Origin of the sequence: Actinokineospora spheciospongiae, assembly GCF_000564855.1 — a bacterium.
Taxonomy (GTDB): Bacteria; Actinomycetota; Actinomycetes; order Mycobacteriales; family Pseudonocardiaceae; genus Actinokineospora; species Actinokineospora spheciospongiae.
Genome location: NZ_AYXG01000173.1, coordinates 37316 through 53176, shown reverse-complemented (window position 1 = coordinate 53176; position 15861 = coordinate 37316). Strand labels below are relative to the sequence as shown.

Annotated in this window: 13 protein-coding genes, 1 tRNA gene and 2 pseudogenes; 9 read left to right on the top strand and 7 right to left on the bottom strand. The window is 72.2% G+C overall.

Features of this window, described 5'->3' with window-relative positions:
- Nucleotides 1–142 precede the first annotated feature (142 nt).
- The 3 genes and pseudogenes from UO65_RS22850 to rpmG all read right to left on the bottom strand — a co-directional run.
- A complete protein-coding gene (locus UO65_RS22850; protein WP_233427800.1) occupies nt 143–1648 on the bottom strand; it encodes a GGDEF domain-containing protein in 1506 nt (501 codons plus the stop codon).
- 133 nt (nt 1649–1781) lie between these two features.
- Nucleotides 1782–1933: pseudogene (gene rpsR, locus UO65_RS38850) on the bottom strand (30S ribosomal protein S18); the annotation flags it as partial.
- Between the two features lie 170 nt (nt 1934–2103).
- Nucleotides 2104–2202: pseudogene (rpmG, locus tag UO65_RS34050) on the bottom strand (50S ribosomal protein L33); the annotation flags it as partial.
- Between the two features lie 146 nt (nt 2203–2348).
- Here rpmG and UO65_RS22840 point away from each other — a divergent pair.
- On the top strand, nt 2349–3329 hold the full coding sequence (locus UO65_RS22840; protein WP_161784497.1) for a GTP-binding protein: 981 nt from the start codon (nt 2349–2351) through the stop codon (nt 3327–3329).
- 147 nt (nt 3330–3476) lie between these two features.
- Here the strand turns inward: UO65_RS22840 and UO65_RS22835 are convergent, their stop codons facing one another.
- Nucleotides 3477–4121, bottom strand: a complete 645-nt coding sequence (locus UO65_RS22835) for a histidine phosphatase family protein (protein ID WP_035286109.1) — start codon at nt 4119–4121, stop codon at nt 3477–3479.
- 66 nt (nt 4122–4187) lie between these two features.
- Here UO65_RS22835 and UO65_RS22830 point away from each other — a divergent pair, with 66 nt between their 5' ends.
- The 6 genes from UO65_RS22830 to UO65_RS22805 all read left to right on the top strand — a co-directional run bounded on the left by UO65_RS22830 (nt 4188) and on the right by UO65_RS22805 (nt 10999).
- Complete coding sequence (locus UO65_RS22830; protein ID WP_035286108.1) at nt 4188–5039, top strand: 3-hydroxyacyl-CoA dehydrogenase family protein; 852 nt, start codon at nt 4188–4190, stop codon at nt 5037–5039.
- Nucleotides 5036–6184 carry a GNAT family N-acetyltransferase gene (locus UO65_RS22825; RefSeq protein ID WP_035286122.1) on the top strand — a complete coding sequence of 383 codons (1149 nt, stop codon included), beginning with the start codon at nt 5036–5038 and terminating at the stop codon, nt 6182–6184. Before UO65_RS22830 ends, UO65_RS22825 begins: the two co-directional genes overlap by 4 nt.
- Before the next feature lie 43 nt (nt 6185–6227).
- Complete coding sequence (locus UO65_RS22820; RefSeq protein ID WP_035286107.1) at nt 6228–6929, top strand: response regulator transcription factor; 702 nt, start codon at nt 6228–6230, stop codon at nt 6927–6929.
- The gene (locus tag UO65_RS22815) at nt 6926–8347 is read left to right on the top strand and encodes a sensor histidine kinase (protein ID WP_035286106.1); all 1422 of its coding nucleotides are present in this window, start codon (nt 6926–6928) and stop codon (nt 8345–8347) included. Before UO65_RS22820 ends, UO65_RS22815 begins: the two co-directional genes overlap by 4 nt.
- A gap of 19 nt (nt 8348–8366) precedes the next feature.
- The gene (galT, locus tag UO65_RS22810; protein ID WP_035286105.1) at nt 8367–9455 is read left to right on the top strand and encodes a galactose-1-phosphate uridylyltransferase; all 1089 of its coding nucleotides are present in this window, start codon (nt 8367–8369) and stop codon (nt 9453–9455) included.
- A 65-nt stretch (nt 9456–9520) separates the two neighbouring features.
- Nucleotides 9521–10999 (top strand): S1C family serine protease, encoded by a 1479-nt coding sequence (locus tag UO65_RS22805; protein ID WP_035286104.1) that lies wholly within the window; start codon nt 9521–9523, stop codon nt 10997–10999.
- Between the two features lie 145 nt (nt 11000–11144).
- Here the strand turns inward: UO65_RS22805 and UO65_RS22800 are convergent, their stop codons facing one another.
- From UO65_RS22800 to UO65_RS22790, 3 genes are all read right to left on the bottom strand, one after another.
- Nucleotides 11145–11792, bottom strand: coding sequence for a response regulator (locus tag UO65_RS22800; RefSeq protein ID WP_035286103.1), 648 nt, complete (start codon nt 11790–11792; stop codon nt 11145–11147).
- A 215-nt stretch (nt 11793–12007) separates the two neighbouring features.
- Nucleotides 12008–13219, bottom strand: a complete 1212-nt coding sequence (locus UO65_RS22795) for an ABC transporter permease (protein ID WP_152552215.1) — start codon at nt 13217–13219, stop codon at nt 12008–12010.
- Complete coding sequence (locus UO65_RS22790; protein WP_035286101.1) at nt 13216–14127, bottom strand: ABC transporter ATP-binding protein; 912 nt, start codon at nt 14125–14127, stop codon at nt 13216–13218. Before UO65_RS22790 ends, UO65_RS22795 begins: the two co-directional genes overlap by 4 nt.
- A gap of 181 nt (nt 14128–14308) precedes the next feature.
- On the opposite strand from UO65_RS22790, the gene UO65_RS22785 reads away from it, so the two are divergent.
- A tRNA-Arg gene (locus UO65_RS22785) sits at nt 14309–14384 on the top strand.
- A 155-nt stretch (nt 14385–14539) separates the two neighbouring features.
- On the top strand, nt 14540–15841 hold the full coding sequence (gene dcm, locus UO65_RS22780; protein WP_035286100.1) for a DNA cytosine methyltransferase: 1302 nt from the start codon (nt 14540–14542) through the stop codon (nt 15839–15841).
- Nucleotides 15842–15861: the final 20 nt, after the last annotated feature.

Here is a 15861-nt window from a genome sequence, read left to right as displayed (position 1 = left end):
GGGCCGGGTGGGGTGAGCGGGTCGGGCAGTCGGAGGCGGGCGGGGCGGATGTGCGGGCGTTGGAGCGCAGCGGCAGACGGGCCGGTGGGCGGGTCCGGCGGGCGGTGGGGCGGCTGGGGGACGAGTTGGGCGGTCGGGTCGGTCAGGGTTGTTCGAATGGTTCCACGCGGTTGCGGCCCTTGCGTTTTGCCGTGTACAGGGCGGTGTCGGCGTTGGCGAACAGGCGCTCGAACGTGCCGGGGCCGTCGGCGACTCCCACGCTGACCGTGGGGTGTTGGGCCGTGCCCAGGACCGCCGTCCAGTCGTGGGTGTCGACCGCGGTGCGGATGCGGTCGGCGACCGCGTGGCCGACGGCTTCCTCCTCGGTGGCGGGGTGGGTGAGCAGGACCACGAACTCGTCGCCTGCCCACCGGGCGATCAGGTCGCCCACCCGGCACTCGGTGCGGAGGATGGCCGCGATTTCGCGCAGGGCGGCGTCCCCGGCGGCGTGGCCTGCGGCGTCGTTGACCGCTTTGAACCAGTCCACGTCGATGAGGAGGAGCCAGGGGTGGCGGGCGGCGGTGGCGGCGTGGTGGAGCATGTGGGGGGCGGCGCGTTCGAGGCCCAGGCGGTTGGCCAGGCCGGTGAGGGGGTCGCGTTCGGCGGCTTCCTGGGCGGCGGTGGCGAGGCGTTGGGCCCGGATGGCGAGGCGGCGCTGTTCCAGGGCTTGGCCCAGGCCCTCCTGCAGGGTTTCCACGGCGGTGCGGCGGGCGCCGATGTTGCGGCGCAGCGCGTCGGCCTCGCCCGCGAAGTCGCCGGAGGCGTGGCAGATGTCGGCGAGGTCTTGGGAGTAGCGCTGGACCAGGGAGGGGTCGTTGACCGATTCGGCGTCGTGGACGGCTGATCTGGCGTGGTCGGCGGCTTCGGTGAGGCGGCCCTGGGCTCGGCGGACGGTGGCGAGGACCCAGTTGCCGACGGACATGGCCCAGCGGTTGTCCTCGGGGGCCGCGGCTTCCAGGGTGCGGCGGGCGGTGTGCTCGGCCCGGTCGAGGTCGCCGACCCCGGCCAGGGACGCCCCGTGGGCCGCGGTGAGGGCCAGGTGGATGCGGCCGCCCTCGACCAGGGTGAGGCCTTCCTCCAGGAGGGCGATGGCCTCGCGGAAGGTGGCGGCGGCCTCGGCGGGGGGTTGTTCGGCGGCGCGGAAGTTGAGGGTGCCCGCCAGGTTCTGCAGGGAGTGGGCGAGGATCTCGACGTCGTCGCCGGTCCTGGCGACCTCGACGGCGACGCGGGCGACGTCGAGGGCGGCGTGGCGGTGGCCGATGCCCTCCAGCAGGTAGCCGAGCCTGCCCAGGGTGTCGGCGGCGGAGGAGCCGCGGGGGTGGTCGATGTCGATGTCGCTCCAGCCCTCGGCGACGAGTTCGAGGGCGAGCGGGATGCGGCGCAGCCGCCAGGCCGACACCGCGCGCCTGGTGAGGATGGCCGCCCTGGTCCAGGGGGCCAGGTTCGGCGGGACCTTGGCCAGGAGCTGGTCGAACAGGGCGTTCGCCGCCCCGGTGCGCCCGGCGTCGATGAGCATCCGGATCTCGCGGTCGGCGCGCAACGCCTCGGTCGCCGCGAGCTCGTCGCCTGGTTCCAGCCCGTCCTGCCCCAACACCGTCCCCGACTCCACCTCGCCGAACTCAGCCGGCGAACGGCGCGGTTCGTGGTCTGCGACACAGCTCCGCGCAGGCTACAAGGCGGGCCGGTCGTGACCCGTTCGGAGTAACGCGTTCTGCCTGCTCGGACGGCGGGGGCGCGGGCGGTCAGCCCCTGGTGCCCGCGTGGGGCAGCAGGGCCATCTCCCGGGCGTTCTTGATCGCGGTGGCGACGGCTCGCTACTGCCAGGGGTGAGCCCGGTGACGCGGCGGGCGCGGATCTTGCCGCGGTCGGAGATGAAGGTGAGCAGCAGCGCGGTGGTGGGCGCGCGGCCTGCCGTGGACGGCGTTGCGGATGCGGGTGGCGCCGGCGTTGCGGGGCATCCGGCGCGGTTCGCGGGAGGCGGCGGTGCGGTCCTCTTCGGACGACGGCCTGCGGGTGATCCCTTGCGCTCGACGTGCCGGGCGTCGATCTCGGACTTCTCGGCCATCAGTGGTCTTCCCGGAACTCGACGTGCCCGCGGGCGACGGGGTCGAACTTGCGCAGCACCAGCCGGTCGGGGTCGTTGCGCCGGTGGGAGTGGGAGACCTGGTTGCCGAAGTCGGATTTTGGGCCGGTGACCTGGTACATCGCCGACACGTGACCTCCTGTACATGGGAACCGTTTTCATCCAAGCCGTCGCCGGGGTAACCTCGACCGGGTCCAGATGGAAATGATTGTCGATTGGAGTGCCGGTGCTCACGCTCGTGGCGGGATGGGACCGCGCGGCGGCCGGGGCGTTCGCCGCCCGGCTGCTGGCGCCCGGGACCGCGGTGGTGCAGTACGCGATCACCGACAGTGGAGTCGAACGCCGTTGCCGGGTGGACAACACCGACACGACCGAGCGGTTGGGGGCGGAGCACGACTGCGTTTCGTGCACGCTGCGCGCCGACCTGGCGCTGCTGACCGACGCGTTCGACCGGCTGGTGGTGCACCTCGACCCGGTCCTCGAACCCGGTCCGATCGCCCGGGAGCGCCGGGTCGACGCGGTGGTGACCGTCGTCGACGTCGACACCTGGCTGGCCGCCGCGACCGGCGACGACCTGCTGCCCGATGACGAGCGCACCGTGGCCCAGGTCGTGGTCGGGCAGGTCGAGGCCGCCGACGCGCTGGTGCTGACCGGCGCCCCGGACGCGCGCACCACCGCTGTGCTCGACCGGCTCGCCGCCGCGGTCCCCCGGGTGCCGTTGGCCGAGGCCGGGCCCGCGCTGCTGCGGGCCGTGCGCCGGGGCGACGAGGTCGACGAGGTCGACGAGGTGTTCGGCCCGCTGCTGCGCGGGCAGCCGCCGCTGCGACCGGAGTGCGGGGTCGGGCTGACGGTGTTCCGCGAGCGCAGGCCGTTCGACCAGGACCGCCTGGTCGACGCGCTCGACGTGCTGCTCGACGGCGTCGTGCGGGCGCGCGGGCGGGTGTGGGTGGCCGGGCGGCCGGACGAGGTGCTGCTGCTGGAGTCCGCCGGTGGGGGCGTGTGCGTGGGTCCCGGCGGCACCTGGCTGGCCGCCTCCGACGACTGGGACGCGGTGTCCGCCGAGCGCCGGGCCCGCGCGGCGCTGGACTGGGACCCGGTGTGGGGCGACCGCGTGCAGGAGTTGGTGATCCTCTCCCACGCCGCCGACCCCGAGGCGTTGACCGCCGCGTTCACCGCCGCACTGGTCCAGGAGGAGATCGCGTTGTGAAACCGGGAATCCCCCCCCCCGGCCACCACCCGGTGGTCTCCCGGGACCCGTCCCCAAGCGCAAGACCTCGCGCTCGAACACCAGGTCGCGCCGCCTGGTCGCGGCGTACCGGCGCGGCCACCTGTAGTCGGCCGCCGGGCGGGTGCGTCACACCTGGGTTGTCCCGTCCGGTGAGGGACGCCACTGCTCGAACGGCCGATCCAGCGACCAGGCGTTCCCGACCCGGGTCAGGACGCGCGGGTCGCAGTGGGCCGGGTTCGACAGGGACTCGAACAGGTCGATGCTCCAGGAGAACGCCCGGCGGCACAGCAGCCGGGCGGTGAGGCCGTGCGAGACGACCACCGCGGTGTCCGGGTGGTCCGGGTCGCGGGCCACCCGGTGCTCCAGTTCGGACAGGAAGCTGGCCACCCGGTCGTCGACGTCCGCGCCCGACTCGCCGTGCGGGAGCCGGTAGAAGAAGTGGCCGAACTCGTGCCGCAGCCGCTTCTGCACCTGCTGCTCGTCCGGGTCCTGCAGGTTCCCCCAGTCCTGCTCGCGCAGCCTCGGCTCCGGCACGCACCGCTGCACGGCGGGCAGGTCGAGCAGGCGGAACGTGCCGACCGTGCGCGCGTAGGGGCTGACGTAGGCGGCGACGGGTTCGTCGCCGAGCAGGGCCCGCAGGTCGGCGCCCGCCCGCGCCGCCTGCGCCTCGCCGAGCGCGGTCAGCGGCAGCGAGTGGTCGGGGGTGCGGCAGTACGCCAGCTCGTCGACGTTGCCGAGGCTCTCGCCGTGGCGCAACAGGATGATCCGCATACCGGCATCGTCACACGCCCGCGCGCGGCTGCTAAGAAGGACTCCGGTCGACAGAGGAGGACTCCAGTGGGCGGCGTACCGGCAACCGTGGCGGTCATCGGGGGCGGCACGATGGGGGCGGGGATCGCGCACGTCTTCCTCGCCGCGGGCAGTTCCGTCGTGCTCGCCGAGGCCGACGCGCAGCGGGCGGCGCAGGGGGTGGCGAACGTGACCGCCTCGGTGACCAAGGCCGAGGAGCGGGGCAAGCTCCCGGAGGGGACCACCGCCGCCGACCTGCTGGCGAACCTGAGCACGGTCGAGCGGCTGGGTGACCTGTCGCCGGACACCGCGCTGGCCGTCGAGGCCGTCCCGGAGGACCTCGCGCTCAAGCGGGCGGTGTTCACCGAGGTCGCCGCGGCCTGCCCGGACGCGGTGCTGGCGTCGAACACGTCGTCGCTGTCGATCACCCGGCTGACCGAGGGGCTGCCCGCCGAGCGGGTCATCGGGATGCACTTCTTCAACCCCGTGCCGGTGCAGGCGCTGGTGGAGCTGGTGCACCACGCGGGGCTGCCCGAGCGGGTGCGGGCGGACGTGCGCGGGTGGGCGGAGGCGCTGGGCAAGACCGTCATCGAGGTGCGCGACTCCCCCGGCTTCGCCACGTCCCGGCTGGGGGTGGCGGTCGGGCTGGAGGCGATCCGGATGCTGGAGGAGGGGGTGGCCTCGGCGGAGGACATCGACACCGGGATGCGGTTGGGCTACGCGTGGCCGATGGGGCCGCTGCGGCTCACCGACCTGGTGGGGCTCGACGTCCGGCTGTCCATCGCCGAGCACCTGGAGCGCGAGCTGGGGCCGAGGTTCGCCCCGCCGGAGCTGCTGCGGGCGAAGGTGGCGCGCGGCGAGCTGGGGCGCAAGACCGGGCAGGGCTTCTTCACGTGGTGACCGTCCGTCCCTTCCGGACCTCCGACGCCGACGACGCGTACCGGCTGCGCAGGCTGGCCTTCGGTGGCCCCCGGGAGGTCGACCCGGACTGGGCGGGCGCGCCGGGGTGGACCGGGTTGACCGCTGAGCTGGGCGGGCAGCGGGTCGGGTTCGCCCGGATCTGGGAGTACCGCCAGTTCTTCGGCGGTCGGGCGGTGCCGATGGGTGGCATCGCCAGCGTGGCGGTGGCCGCGCACGCGCGCGGTCGGGGGGTGGCGAGCGCGCTGCTCGACGAGTCGCTGCCGCTGATGCGGGAGGCGGGGCAGGGGATCTCGACGCTGTTCCCCTACGTCGTGCGCCCGTACCGGCAGCGCGGCTGGGAGCACGCGGGGGTGCTGGAGCGGGCGACCGTTCCGCTGGCGGGCCTGGCCTCGGCACCGCGCAGCACCAGGGAGGTGCGGCCGGCCACCGTGGCCGACCTCGGCGAGGTGCACCGGGCGTACCTGCGCACGGCGAGCACGATTGACGGTCCACTCGATCGGGGGACTTCGGCGTTCACCCTGGAGGACGCCCTCGACCTGGACCTGCTCACCGTCGTCCCCGGACCGGACGGCATCACCGGCTACCTGTCCGCCGACCGCCCCGACGGCGAGAGCCTGCACGTCCACGACTTCGTCGCCGACGACGCCGACACCGCCCACGCCCTCCTGCACCAACTGGCGTCCTGGGCCGGGCACACCGAGGTGGCGACGGTGCGCGTGCTCGACAGCGCCCTGTTCGACCTGCTCATCCCCGGTGCGGTGACCAGGGGCAGCCACGTGGAGACGTGGATGCTGCGGGTGGTCGACCTGCCCACCGCCCTGGCCGACCGGGGGTGGCCGCACGCCCCGGACCTGACCGTCGACCTCGACGTCACCGACCGGCACGCCCCGTGGAACGCGGGCCGCTGGCGGCTGACCGCCGCGGGTGGCACCGTCCACTGCGAACGCGGCGGCGACGGCACCGTCCGGCTGGCCGCGCGGGCGCTGGGCCCCTGGTACAGCGGCGCGTCGAGCACCGCGGAACTGCGCCGCGCCGGTCTGCTCGACGGGGACCCGGCCGCGGCACGCGCGCTGGACCTGCTGACCGGTGCCCCCGGCGGGCCCCGGACGGCCGACGCGTTCTGAGCGCTCTCAGGCGCGTCTCAGCCCGGCAGGACACACTGGTCGCATGCGCATCCTCGTGGTCGACGACGATCGGGCCGTGCGCGAGTCCCTCCGGCGGTCGTTGCAGTTCAACGGCTACCAGGTAGACCTCGCCAGCGACGGCAGGCAGGCGCTGGACTCCGTCCTGGGCGCCGACAGCTCCCGCCCGGACGCGATGGTGCTGGACGTGATGATGCCCCGGCTGGACGGGCTGGAGGTGTGCAGGCGGCTGCGCGGCGTCGGCGACGACCTGCCGATCCTGGTGCTCACCGCGCGCGACCTGGTGTCCGACCGGGTCGCCGGGCTCGACGCGGGCGCCGACGACTACCTGCCCAAGCCGTTCGCCCTGGAGGAGCTGCTGGCCCGGCTGCGCGCGCTGCTGCGCCGGGCCACCCCGGAGCAGCAGGGCTCCCCGCAGGCCGCCCCGCTGCGCTACGCCGACCTGGAGATGGACCCCGGCACCCGGGAGGTCCGCCGCGGGGCGCGCGAGATCAGCCTGACCCGCACCGAGTTCGCCCTGCTGGAGCTGCTGCTGTCGCACCCCAGGCAGGTGCTGACCCGCGGCCGCATCCTGGAGGAGGTGTGGGGCTACGACTTCCCGACCTCCGGCAACGCGCTGGAGGTCTACGTCGGGTACCTGCGCCGCAAGACCGAGGCGGACGGTGAACCGAGGTTGCTGCACACGGTCCGCGGGGTGGGCTACGTGCTCCGCGAGACCCCGCCGTGACCGCGGTCGCCGACCAGGACGACCAGGACGACCGGTCCGACCGGTCGCAGCCCCGGGAGCGGGTGTCGCTGCGCTCCCGGATCACCCTGCTCGCCGCGCTGTGCGTGGGCGGGGCGGTGGCGCTGGTCTCCCTCGGCGCGTACTTCACCGTCTACCGGGGCCTGTACCAGCAGGTGGACGACAGCCTGAACGAGCGGGCCACGGCGCTGCTGCGCAACACCCAGGCGATCACCTCCACCCGCGCGGAGATCCCCAGGGTGTTCCTGGAGCTGACCGACATCAAGTTCGACGTGGTCGACGGCAACGGGCAGTCCGCGCTGGGCATGACCGTCGAGCACCCCAGGGTCGGCCCGGAGGAGCTGAAGGTCGCCCAGGGGTTGACGCCGATCTCGATCCGCACCGAGGCGAGCACCGACACCCGCATCCTGGCCCGGCCGTACCCGTTCCTGGACAACACCGCGCTGGTGCTCGCGCAGCCGCTGGACACCACCAAGAGCACGCTGTCGAAGCTCGCGGTGGTCCTCATCGTCATCGGCGGGTCCGGCATCATCGTCGCGGCGCTGGCGGGCACGGCGGTGGCCCGGGGTGGTCTGCTGCCCGTGCAGCGGCTCACCGCCGCCACCGAACGGGTGACCCGCACCGGTGACCTGCGCCCGATCCCGGTGTCCGGCGACGACGAGCTGTCCCGGCTCACCGACAGCTTCAACACCATGCTCGGCGCCGTCGCCGAGTCCCAGGAGCGGCAGCGCAGGCTGGTGGCGGACGCGGGCCACGAGCTGCGGACGCCGCTGACCTCGCTGCGCACCAACCTGGAGCTGATGCTGGCCTCCGAGGCGCCGGGGGCGCCCGCGCTGGCACCGCAGGACAAGGCCGACATCCAGGTGGACCTGCGCGCCCAGCTCGACGAGCTGACCCAGCTCATCGGCGACCTGGTGGAGCTGGCCCGCGAGGACGCCGCGCCGACCGTGCGCGAGCACGTGGAGCTGGTCGAGGTGGTCGACGCCGCCCTGGACCGGGCCCGGCGGCGGGCGGGCGAGGTGACCTTCGAGGTGCGGCTGGAGCCCTGGCACCTGATCGGGCACGCCGCGTCGCTGGAGCGGGCGGTGCTGAACCTGCTGGACAACGCGGTGAAGTTCAGCCCACCGGGTGGTGTGGTGCGGGTCGAGCTGCGCGACGCGGGCGACGGGTACGCGTTCGTGCAGGTCGCCGACGCCGGGCCGGGGATCAGCGACAGCGACCTGCCGCACGTGTTCGACCGGTTCTACCGCTCGGAGGAAGCGCGCACGCTGCCCGGTTCCGGGTTGGGCCTGGCGATCGTGAAGCAGGCGGCGGAGCGGCACGGCGGTTCGGTGTTCGCCAGCCGTTCGGCCGACGGCGGGGCGCTGATGGCGATGCGGTTGCCCGGCGCCGCGGGCTGAGCGTTCCTAGACTGCCGGTGTGAGGCGCACAGTCCGGAACCTGGCCGACGGCCGCGAGATCCTGTACTTCGACGACCACCCGGACGCCCCGGGCAGAACCGCCGTCGACACCCGGGACCTGCCCCGCAACGAGACCGCGTCGCAGATCCGGCGCGACCCGCTGACCGGTGAGTGGGTGGCGCTGGCCGCGCACCGGCAGACCCGCACCTACAAGCCGCCCGCCGGGCTGTGCCCGCTGTGCCCGTCGGCGCCGGGCAGGCCGACCGAGGTGCCGGAGTCGAGCTACGACGTGGTGGTGTTCGAGAACCGCTTCCCGTCGTTCTCCCAGCACGCCACCGGCCCGGTGGAGCCCGGCCTGGTGCCGGTCGGCCCGGGGCTGGGGCGGTGCGAGGTGGTGTGCTTCACCGACCGGCACACCACCTCGTTCGGGGAGCTGCCGCCGAGCCGGGTGCGCACGATCGTCGACGCGCTGGCCGACCGGACCACCTCCCTGGGGGCGTTGCCAGGGGTGCGACAGGTCTTCCCGTTCGAGAACCGGGGCGACGAGATCGGGGTGACGCTGAGCCACCCGCACGGGCAGGTCTACGGCTACCCGTTCGTCACCCCGCGCACGGCCCTCATGCTCACCACCGCCGAGGCGTACCTCGCCGAGCACGGACGTCCTGTGATGGGGGACGTGTTGGAAATGGAGCGTTCCGCGGGTACCCGGGTGCTGTTCGAGTCCGAGCACTGGACGGCGTTCGTGCCCGCGGCGGCCAGGTGGCCGGTGGAGGTGCACGTGGTGCCGCACCGGCAGGTGCCGGACCTGCCCGCGTTGACCGAGGAGGAGCGCGACGACTTCGCCGAGCTGTACCTGCGGGTCCTGGGCAGGCTCGACGGCCTCTACGACCGCCAACTGCCCTACATCGCCGCGTGGCACCAGGCACCGGTGTCGACCGGGCGCGACCTCGCCTGGCTGCACCTGGAGGTGTTCTCCGTGCTGCGCACGGCGGACAAGCTCAAGTACCTGGCCGGTTCGGAGTCCGGCATGGCGGTGTGGATCAACGACGTCACACCGGAAGACCTCGCCGCCCGGCTGCGCGCGGCCCCCGCCCGCTACGGCCGCTGATTTTCCTCGGCGAGCGCACAGGCACGTCTCAGGTCCTTCTCAGTCGAGAGGTTCAAGGTGGTCACATGACCGAGAACAACCCCGACGCCACGACCGGACAGGGAACCGGCGACGTCAACCCGTGGTCGGCGCAGGCGGCAGCAGGGGCCGCCTCGACGTCGCAGGGGGCGTCGGAGTCGAGTGATCGGGCATCGGTCGGGGAACAGGGCCCCGACCGACAGGAGTCCGGCCCCCGCGCGACCGGGGAGCAGGGCCCCGCGACGCCGGGGGCCGGAAACTCCGCCTACTCCCCACCCGCGCAGTGGTCCCCGTGGGCCGCGAGCGGGTCGCAGCAGCACCAGCCCGCCACGGGCACCCACGGCGTGCTCTACGGCTCGGCCGCGCAGCACCCCGGCTACCCCGCCGCGCCCTACCAGCAGCAACACCAGACCGGGCAGCTCCAGACGGCGCCGCCCGAGCAGCGGCGCCGCGCGGGCGGCCTGGTCGCGGGCATGACGGTGCTCGCGCTGCTCGTCGGCGGCGGCGCCGGTGCCGCGGGCGGCTACCTGGTGGCCCAGGACAACGACACCGGCAGCCCCGCGGCGACCGCGCTGAACACCCCGCCGACCGCCCAGCAGACCGGGTCGGCCCCGGCGGGCTCGGTGGAGGCGGTGGCGGCGAAGGTGCTGCCCAGCGTCGTGCAGTTGCAGGTGCGCGGCCCGTCCTCGGCCGGTGAGGGCTCCGGGTTCGTCATCAGCGGCGACGGCCTGATCGTCACCAACAACCACGTGGTCGAGGTCGCCGCCTCCGGCGGGCAGATCGAGGCCGTGTTCCAGGACGGCCGCACCGCCAAGGCCACCATCGTCGGCCGCGACCCCACCTCCGACCTGGCGGTGGTCCGCGCCCAGGGCGTGACCGACCTGCCGGTGGCGGAGCTGGGCCGCTCCGACGACCTCAGGGTCGGCCAGCCCGTGGTGGCCATCGGCTCCCCGTTCGAGCTGGCGGGCACGGTGACCTCCGGCATCGTCAGCTCGCTGCAGCGCCCCACCAGGGCGGGCGGGGAGAACGGCAGCCAGGCCACGGTCATGGACGCCATCCAGACCGACGCGGCGATCAACCCGGGCAACTCCGGCGGCCCGCTGGTGAACATGGCCGGGCAGATCATCGGGATCAACTCGGCGATCTACAGCCCGTCGTCGAGCGCCAGCGCCCAGGGCGGTTCGGTCGGCATCGGCTTCGCCATCCCGATCAACCAGGCCCGGCGCACCGCCGACGAGATCGTCAAGACCGGCAAGGCCACCCAGACCGTCCTCGGCGTCTCGGTCCGCGACAACGCCGACGGCGGCGCGCTCGTCGCCGACGTCGTGGCGGGCGGCCCCGGCGAGAAGGCGGGCCTCAAGCAGGGCGACGTGGTCACCCAGCTCGACGACCGCCGCATCGACTCCGCCGACGCCCTGGTGGCCGCGGTCCGCTCGCACGCCCCGAACGACACCGTGAAGCTGGTCGTCGGCGCGAACAACACCGTCCCGGTGACCCTGGGCGGGCAGCCGGTGGAACTCAAGTAGACGCTGGGCCGTCGGGAGACGGCCCAGACCAACCCCGGTCCGCTGCCCCCGGACCGGCGCTCCATCCCCGGAGCAGACACGAGCCGCGAGCGCGGGACCCTCCCCTTGGTCCCCCGCTCGCGGCTCTGTCACGCTCGCCCGCCGGTCAGGCGATGAGCCCGCCGCGGTAGGCGACCAGCGCGGCCTGGACCCGGTTCGCCGCCCCGATCTTGCCCAGCACGGCGGACACGTACCCCTTCACCGTGGCCTCGGACAGGTGCAGCGCCGCCCCGATCTCCGCGTTCGACATCCCCTGCCCGATCAGGCCGACGACCTCCAGCTCCCGCTCCGACAGCGACGACAGCAGCCGCCGGGCGGGCTCGGCGGCCCGCTCCCCGTCGGCCACCGCCGAGACCACCCGCGCCGCCACCTTCGGGTCCAGCACCGCGCCGCCGCGGGCCAGGTCGCGCACCGCCTTGATCAACTGGACCGGCTCGGTGTCCTTGAGCAGGAACCCCTGCGCGCCGATCCGCAGCGCCAGTTGCACGTACTCGTCCACGTCGAAGGTGGTCAGCATCGAGACCGAGGGCGGTTCCGGCAGCGCCACCAGCCCGCGCAGCGCGGCGATCCCGTCGGAGGCGCCCATCCGGATGTCGAGCAGCACCACGTGCGGCCGGTGCTGCCGGGCCAGGTCGGCGACGTGGGAGCCGTCGTCGCACTCGGCGACCACCTCGATGTCCCCGGCGCTGGACAGGATGGTCCGCAGCCCGGAGCGGACGAGGTCCTCGTCGTCCGCGATCATCACCTTGATCACAACGCCTCCCGACTGGCGTCCTCGGCCCCCGGTGGGGGGCCTCGTGGCTGGCCGACGCCGCACCCGCCCGGGTGCGCCGACCAGGTCGGACTCGGTCGGATGCTACCCCGCCGGAGGCCGACACCCCGGCTCTCGCACCACCCGGCCGCTGCGCGCTTCCCCGGGCACGGCAAGGGCCCCACCGCCGAGGCGGTGGGGCCCTTGCCGGACCGGTGTCAGCTCGCGCGCAGGGCGTCCCTGAGCTTGACCTTCGCCCCGCTGCGCATGACGGCGTTGCGGTAGATCCGCCCGGAGAGCCACACCAGGCCCGGGATGAGCGCCAGCATCAGGACCACCGCGAGCCCGGCCTCCCAGGCGGGCACCCCGCCCATGGCCAGGCGCATCGGCATCAGCGTGGGGGCGAACAGCGGGACCACCGACAGCACCTCCACAAGCTGGTTGCCCGGGTCGTTGGGCAGGATCGAGATGCCCAGCACGTACCCGAGGATCACGAACATCAGCGGCGGCATGATCACCCCGCCGACGTCCTCCTGGCGGGAGACCAGCGCCCCGAGCGCGGCGAACACCAGCGAGTAGGCGATGAACCCGAGCAGGTACCACACCACCAGCCAGACCACCGTCCCCACGGCGGTCGACAGCGAGACGTCCAGCACCCCCAACCCCAGCGCGGCCCCCAACCCGACCCCGCCGATGAGCACCATCTGCAGCAACCCGATCGCGCCGATGCCCACCACCTTGCCCACCATCAACTGCCACGGCCGGATGGTGGCGAGGAGCAGTTCGACCACCCGGCTGGACTTCTCCTCGACCACGCCCTGGGCCACCGACTGCCCGTTGATCAGCAGCGACATGTAGATCAAGATCCCGGCGAGCATGCCGATGACCAACTGCTGCCCGTCGTAGTCGAAGGGCGCCTCCAACGGCCGCACCTCGGCGGTGGCGCCGCTGACCTCCTGGGCCACCTGGGCGGGGTCACCACCGAGCTGGGTGATCTGCCGGTTGAGCGCCAACTGCCCCGCCAGCACGTTGACCACGCTCTCCAACGAGGAGTCGATCTCCTTCTCCACCACCACGATGATCTTCGACCCGTCCCCCACCAGCAGGGCGTCGAGCGAACCGTCCTCGATCAGCCGCCGCCCCTCGGCCTCGTCGGCGACGGTCCGAGTGGCGATGTCCTGCCCGACAGCGCCCGCGCTGTTCTTCAGCGGCGCCTCCAACGCGGCCGACGCGCCGGTGAACCCGACGGTCGCGTCCGCCCCGTCACCGCTGGTGAACTTCATGACCAACGAGAACCCGACCAACAGCAGCAGGGTGACCGCGGTCGTGACCTGGAACGCCTTCGACTTCAACCGGATGGTGACCTCCCGGCCCGCCACCAGGCTGATCGCGCCCCAGTTCCCCATCCGGACATCCGGCACCCCACTCATGCCGCCACCTCCTCGGACACGACGTTGCGGAACAACTCGGTGAGCGACTGCCGCCGCCGGGAGAACTCGACCACCGGCCCGGTGGCCAACGCCGCGCGGAGGACTTCCTGATCATCGGCCCCCTCCCCGAGTTCCAGGACGGTCTGCGTCCCCACCTGCTCCAGCACGGTCACACCGGGCACCCGATCCGCCCACCCCGGCGAAGCCCCGGGGGCCTCCACGACCAACCGCACCAGTCCCCCTTCCCGCAGCGCGTCAACCCGGTCGCATGCCACCATCCGCCCACTGCGCACGATCCCCACCCGGTCGCACAACCGCTCCACCAGGTCCAACTGGTGGCTGGAGAACACCACCGGCACCCCCTGCCGGGCCTTGTCCACCAGCACCTGGCTCATCACGTCAACGGCCACCGGGTCCAACCCGGAAAACGGCTCGTCGAGCACCAAGATCCGAGGCTCGTGCACCAGCGCGGCGGCCAACTGCACCCGCTGCTGGTTGCCCAGCGAAAGCTTCTGCACCTCGTCCCCCAACCGCTGGGACACCCCCAGCCGCTCCGTCCACTCCTCCACGGCCCGCTTGGCCCGACCGGCGGAAAGCCCGTGCAACCGGGCGAGGTAGACGAGCTGCTCCCCCACCTTCATCTTCGGGTAGAGCCCCCGCTCCTCCGGCATGTACCCGATCCACCGCCGGGTCTCCGCGGTGATGGGCGCCCCACCCCACCGCACCTCCCCCGAGTCGGCCGAGAGCACCCCGAGCGCGATCCGCATCGTGGTCGTCTTCCCCGCCCCGTTCGACCCCACGAACCCGAACAGCTCCCCCGCCCGGACGTCGAAGGACATGCCGGCCAACGCCACCACGTCCCCGTACCTCTTGGAGATCGAGTCGATCTCCAACGCCCCGTCAGTCACCCCTGGCTCCCCTCTCACCTGCGCTTACACCCCACTTGCCCCCCGGCAGCGGGAGACAAACCCACTGCGCAGCCTGCCCGGCCGACAGGTTGGGGACATCCGGGATCGCCCCTAGTGGAGCAGCCGGGGGTGTGGTCCTGCATCAGCCTGCGGGAGGACCCGGTAGGGTGTCCCGGCGTAGGCCCTCGTAGCTCAGGGGATAGAGCATCGGTTTCCTAAACCGTGCGTCGCAGGTTCGAATCCTGCCGGGGGCACCACGCCCGCCTGTCTGTGTCGCGACATGGCTGGATGATCTCCTTCGCGTTCGCCGCGCGAGGCATGACATGTGGATCGGCTGCCACGTCTCACCTCCTCGTCAGGACACGGCGGACACCGGGTTCCGAGGCACGCACCTCCGCGGTACGATTTCGCGGTGTTTCCCCAGGCTGCGTTTCCCCTAGAGGTCGGTACCAGCGTCGAACTGTTCTCCGGCGGTGGCGGTCTCGCGCAGGCCATGCACGAGGCGGGCTTCAGGCACCTCGTGGTCAATGAGTTCTCCAAGCGGGCGTGCGAGACGCTGTTGGCGAACTTGGCCGTCAAGCGCAAGGGGGAAGACCACATCCCCGTCGACCTGATGGAGAAGTGGCCCTTAGTAGAGGGTGATGTCCGCGAAGTCGACTTCAGCTACCTGCGCTCCCAGGGGGTGGATGTCGTAGCGGGCGGTCCACCATGTCAGCCGTTCAGCCTCGGCGGCGTGCACAAGGGGGATGAAGACGCACGCAACATGTTTCCCGAACTGTTCCGCGTAGTCCGTGAAACTCGTCCCTTGGCTGTCGTGTGCGAGAACGTCCGAGGGCTGTTGAGGCCTTCTTTCAGCCCGTACTTCGACTACATCCTGCGTGAACTCTCCTTGCCTTTCGAAGAGCGGTCCGACGATGTGGACTGGGAGGAACACGATGCCATCCTCCAGAACCGGGACAAGGTCGTCCCCCTTGACTCCGCTCAGCGCTACGTGGTGAACGTCGCGCTGGTCAACGCTGCCGACTACGGCGTCCCCCAAGTCCGCAACCGCGTGATCATCGTCGCCTTCCGCGCGGATCTCGGGATCACCCAGGAGATGTGGGATCAGGTCTTCAAGCCGAAACGAACACACTCGCAAGCCGCTCTGTTCAAAAGTCAACTTGACGGCAGTTATTGGCGACGGCACAAAAAGGTTCCACCTGAGGTACGCAAGCGGATCAAAGAGTCAATCAAGGACAAGAAGGTTTTGGACGGCTCGGACCTACTGCCTTGGCGGACATTGCGAGACGCGCTCTACTCGAACCCCGACGCCGAGGACTTCAAGCCGCTGCCAAGAGATGTGGTCAACGGTGCGGACCACCCGGAAGAAGAATGGACTCATCACATAGGGTGGCCCGGGGCCCGTATTTACGCGGGGCATACACCGAACAACCTGGACAAGCCGGCGAAAACCGTGAAAGCGGGCGTCCACGGCGTTCCCGGTGGAGAATCCGTCATGTTGCTCGACGACGGAACATACCGGTACATGACCGTGCGCGAAACGGCAAGAGTGATGACTTTTCCCGACTGGTGGCGATTCAAAGGCCCTCGGGGTGAGCAGATGCGACAACTGGGCAACGCGGTTCCCGTGCTGCTCGGCAAGGTGTTCGCCAAGGCTGTCGCGCGAGCACTGGCCGCGGCGAGCGTGGGAGAACTCCCCGACCTCGGGAAGTGAGTCCGGATGCCTTCTTGGCG

Coding starts and splice junctions, on each gene's coding strand:
- UO65_RS22820 (WP_035286107.1), top strand. CDS start 6,228: ATGCGCATCCTCGTGGTCGACGACGATCGGGCCGTGCGCGAGTCCCTC.
- UO65_RS22795 (WP_152552215.1), bottom strand. CDS start 13,219: ATGAGTGGGGTGCCGGATGTCCGGATGGGGAACTGGGGCGCGATCAGC.
- UO65_RS22835 (WP_035286109.1), bottom strand. CDS start 4,121: ATGCGGATCATCCTGTTGCGCCACGGCGAGAGCCTCGGCAACGTCGAC.
- UO65_RS22805 (WP_035286104.1), top strand. CDS start 9,521: ATGACCGAGAACAACCCCGACGCCACGACCGGACAGGGAACCGGCGAC.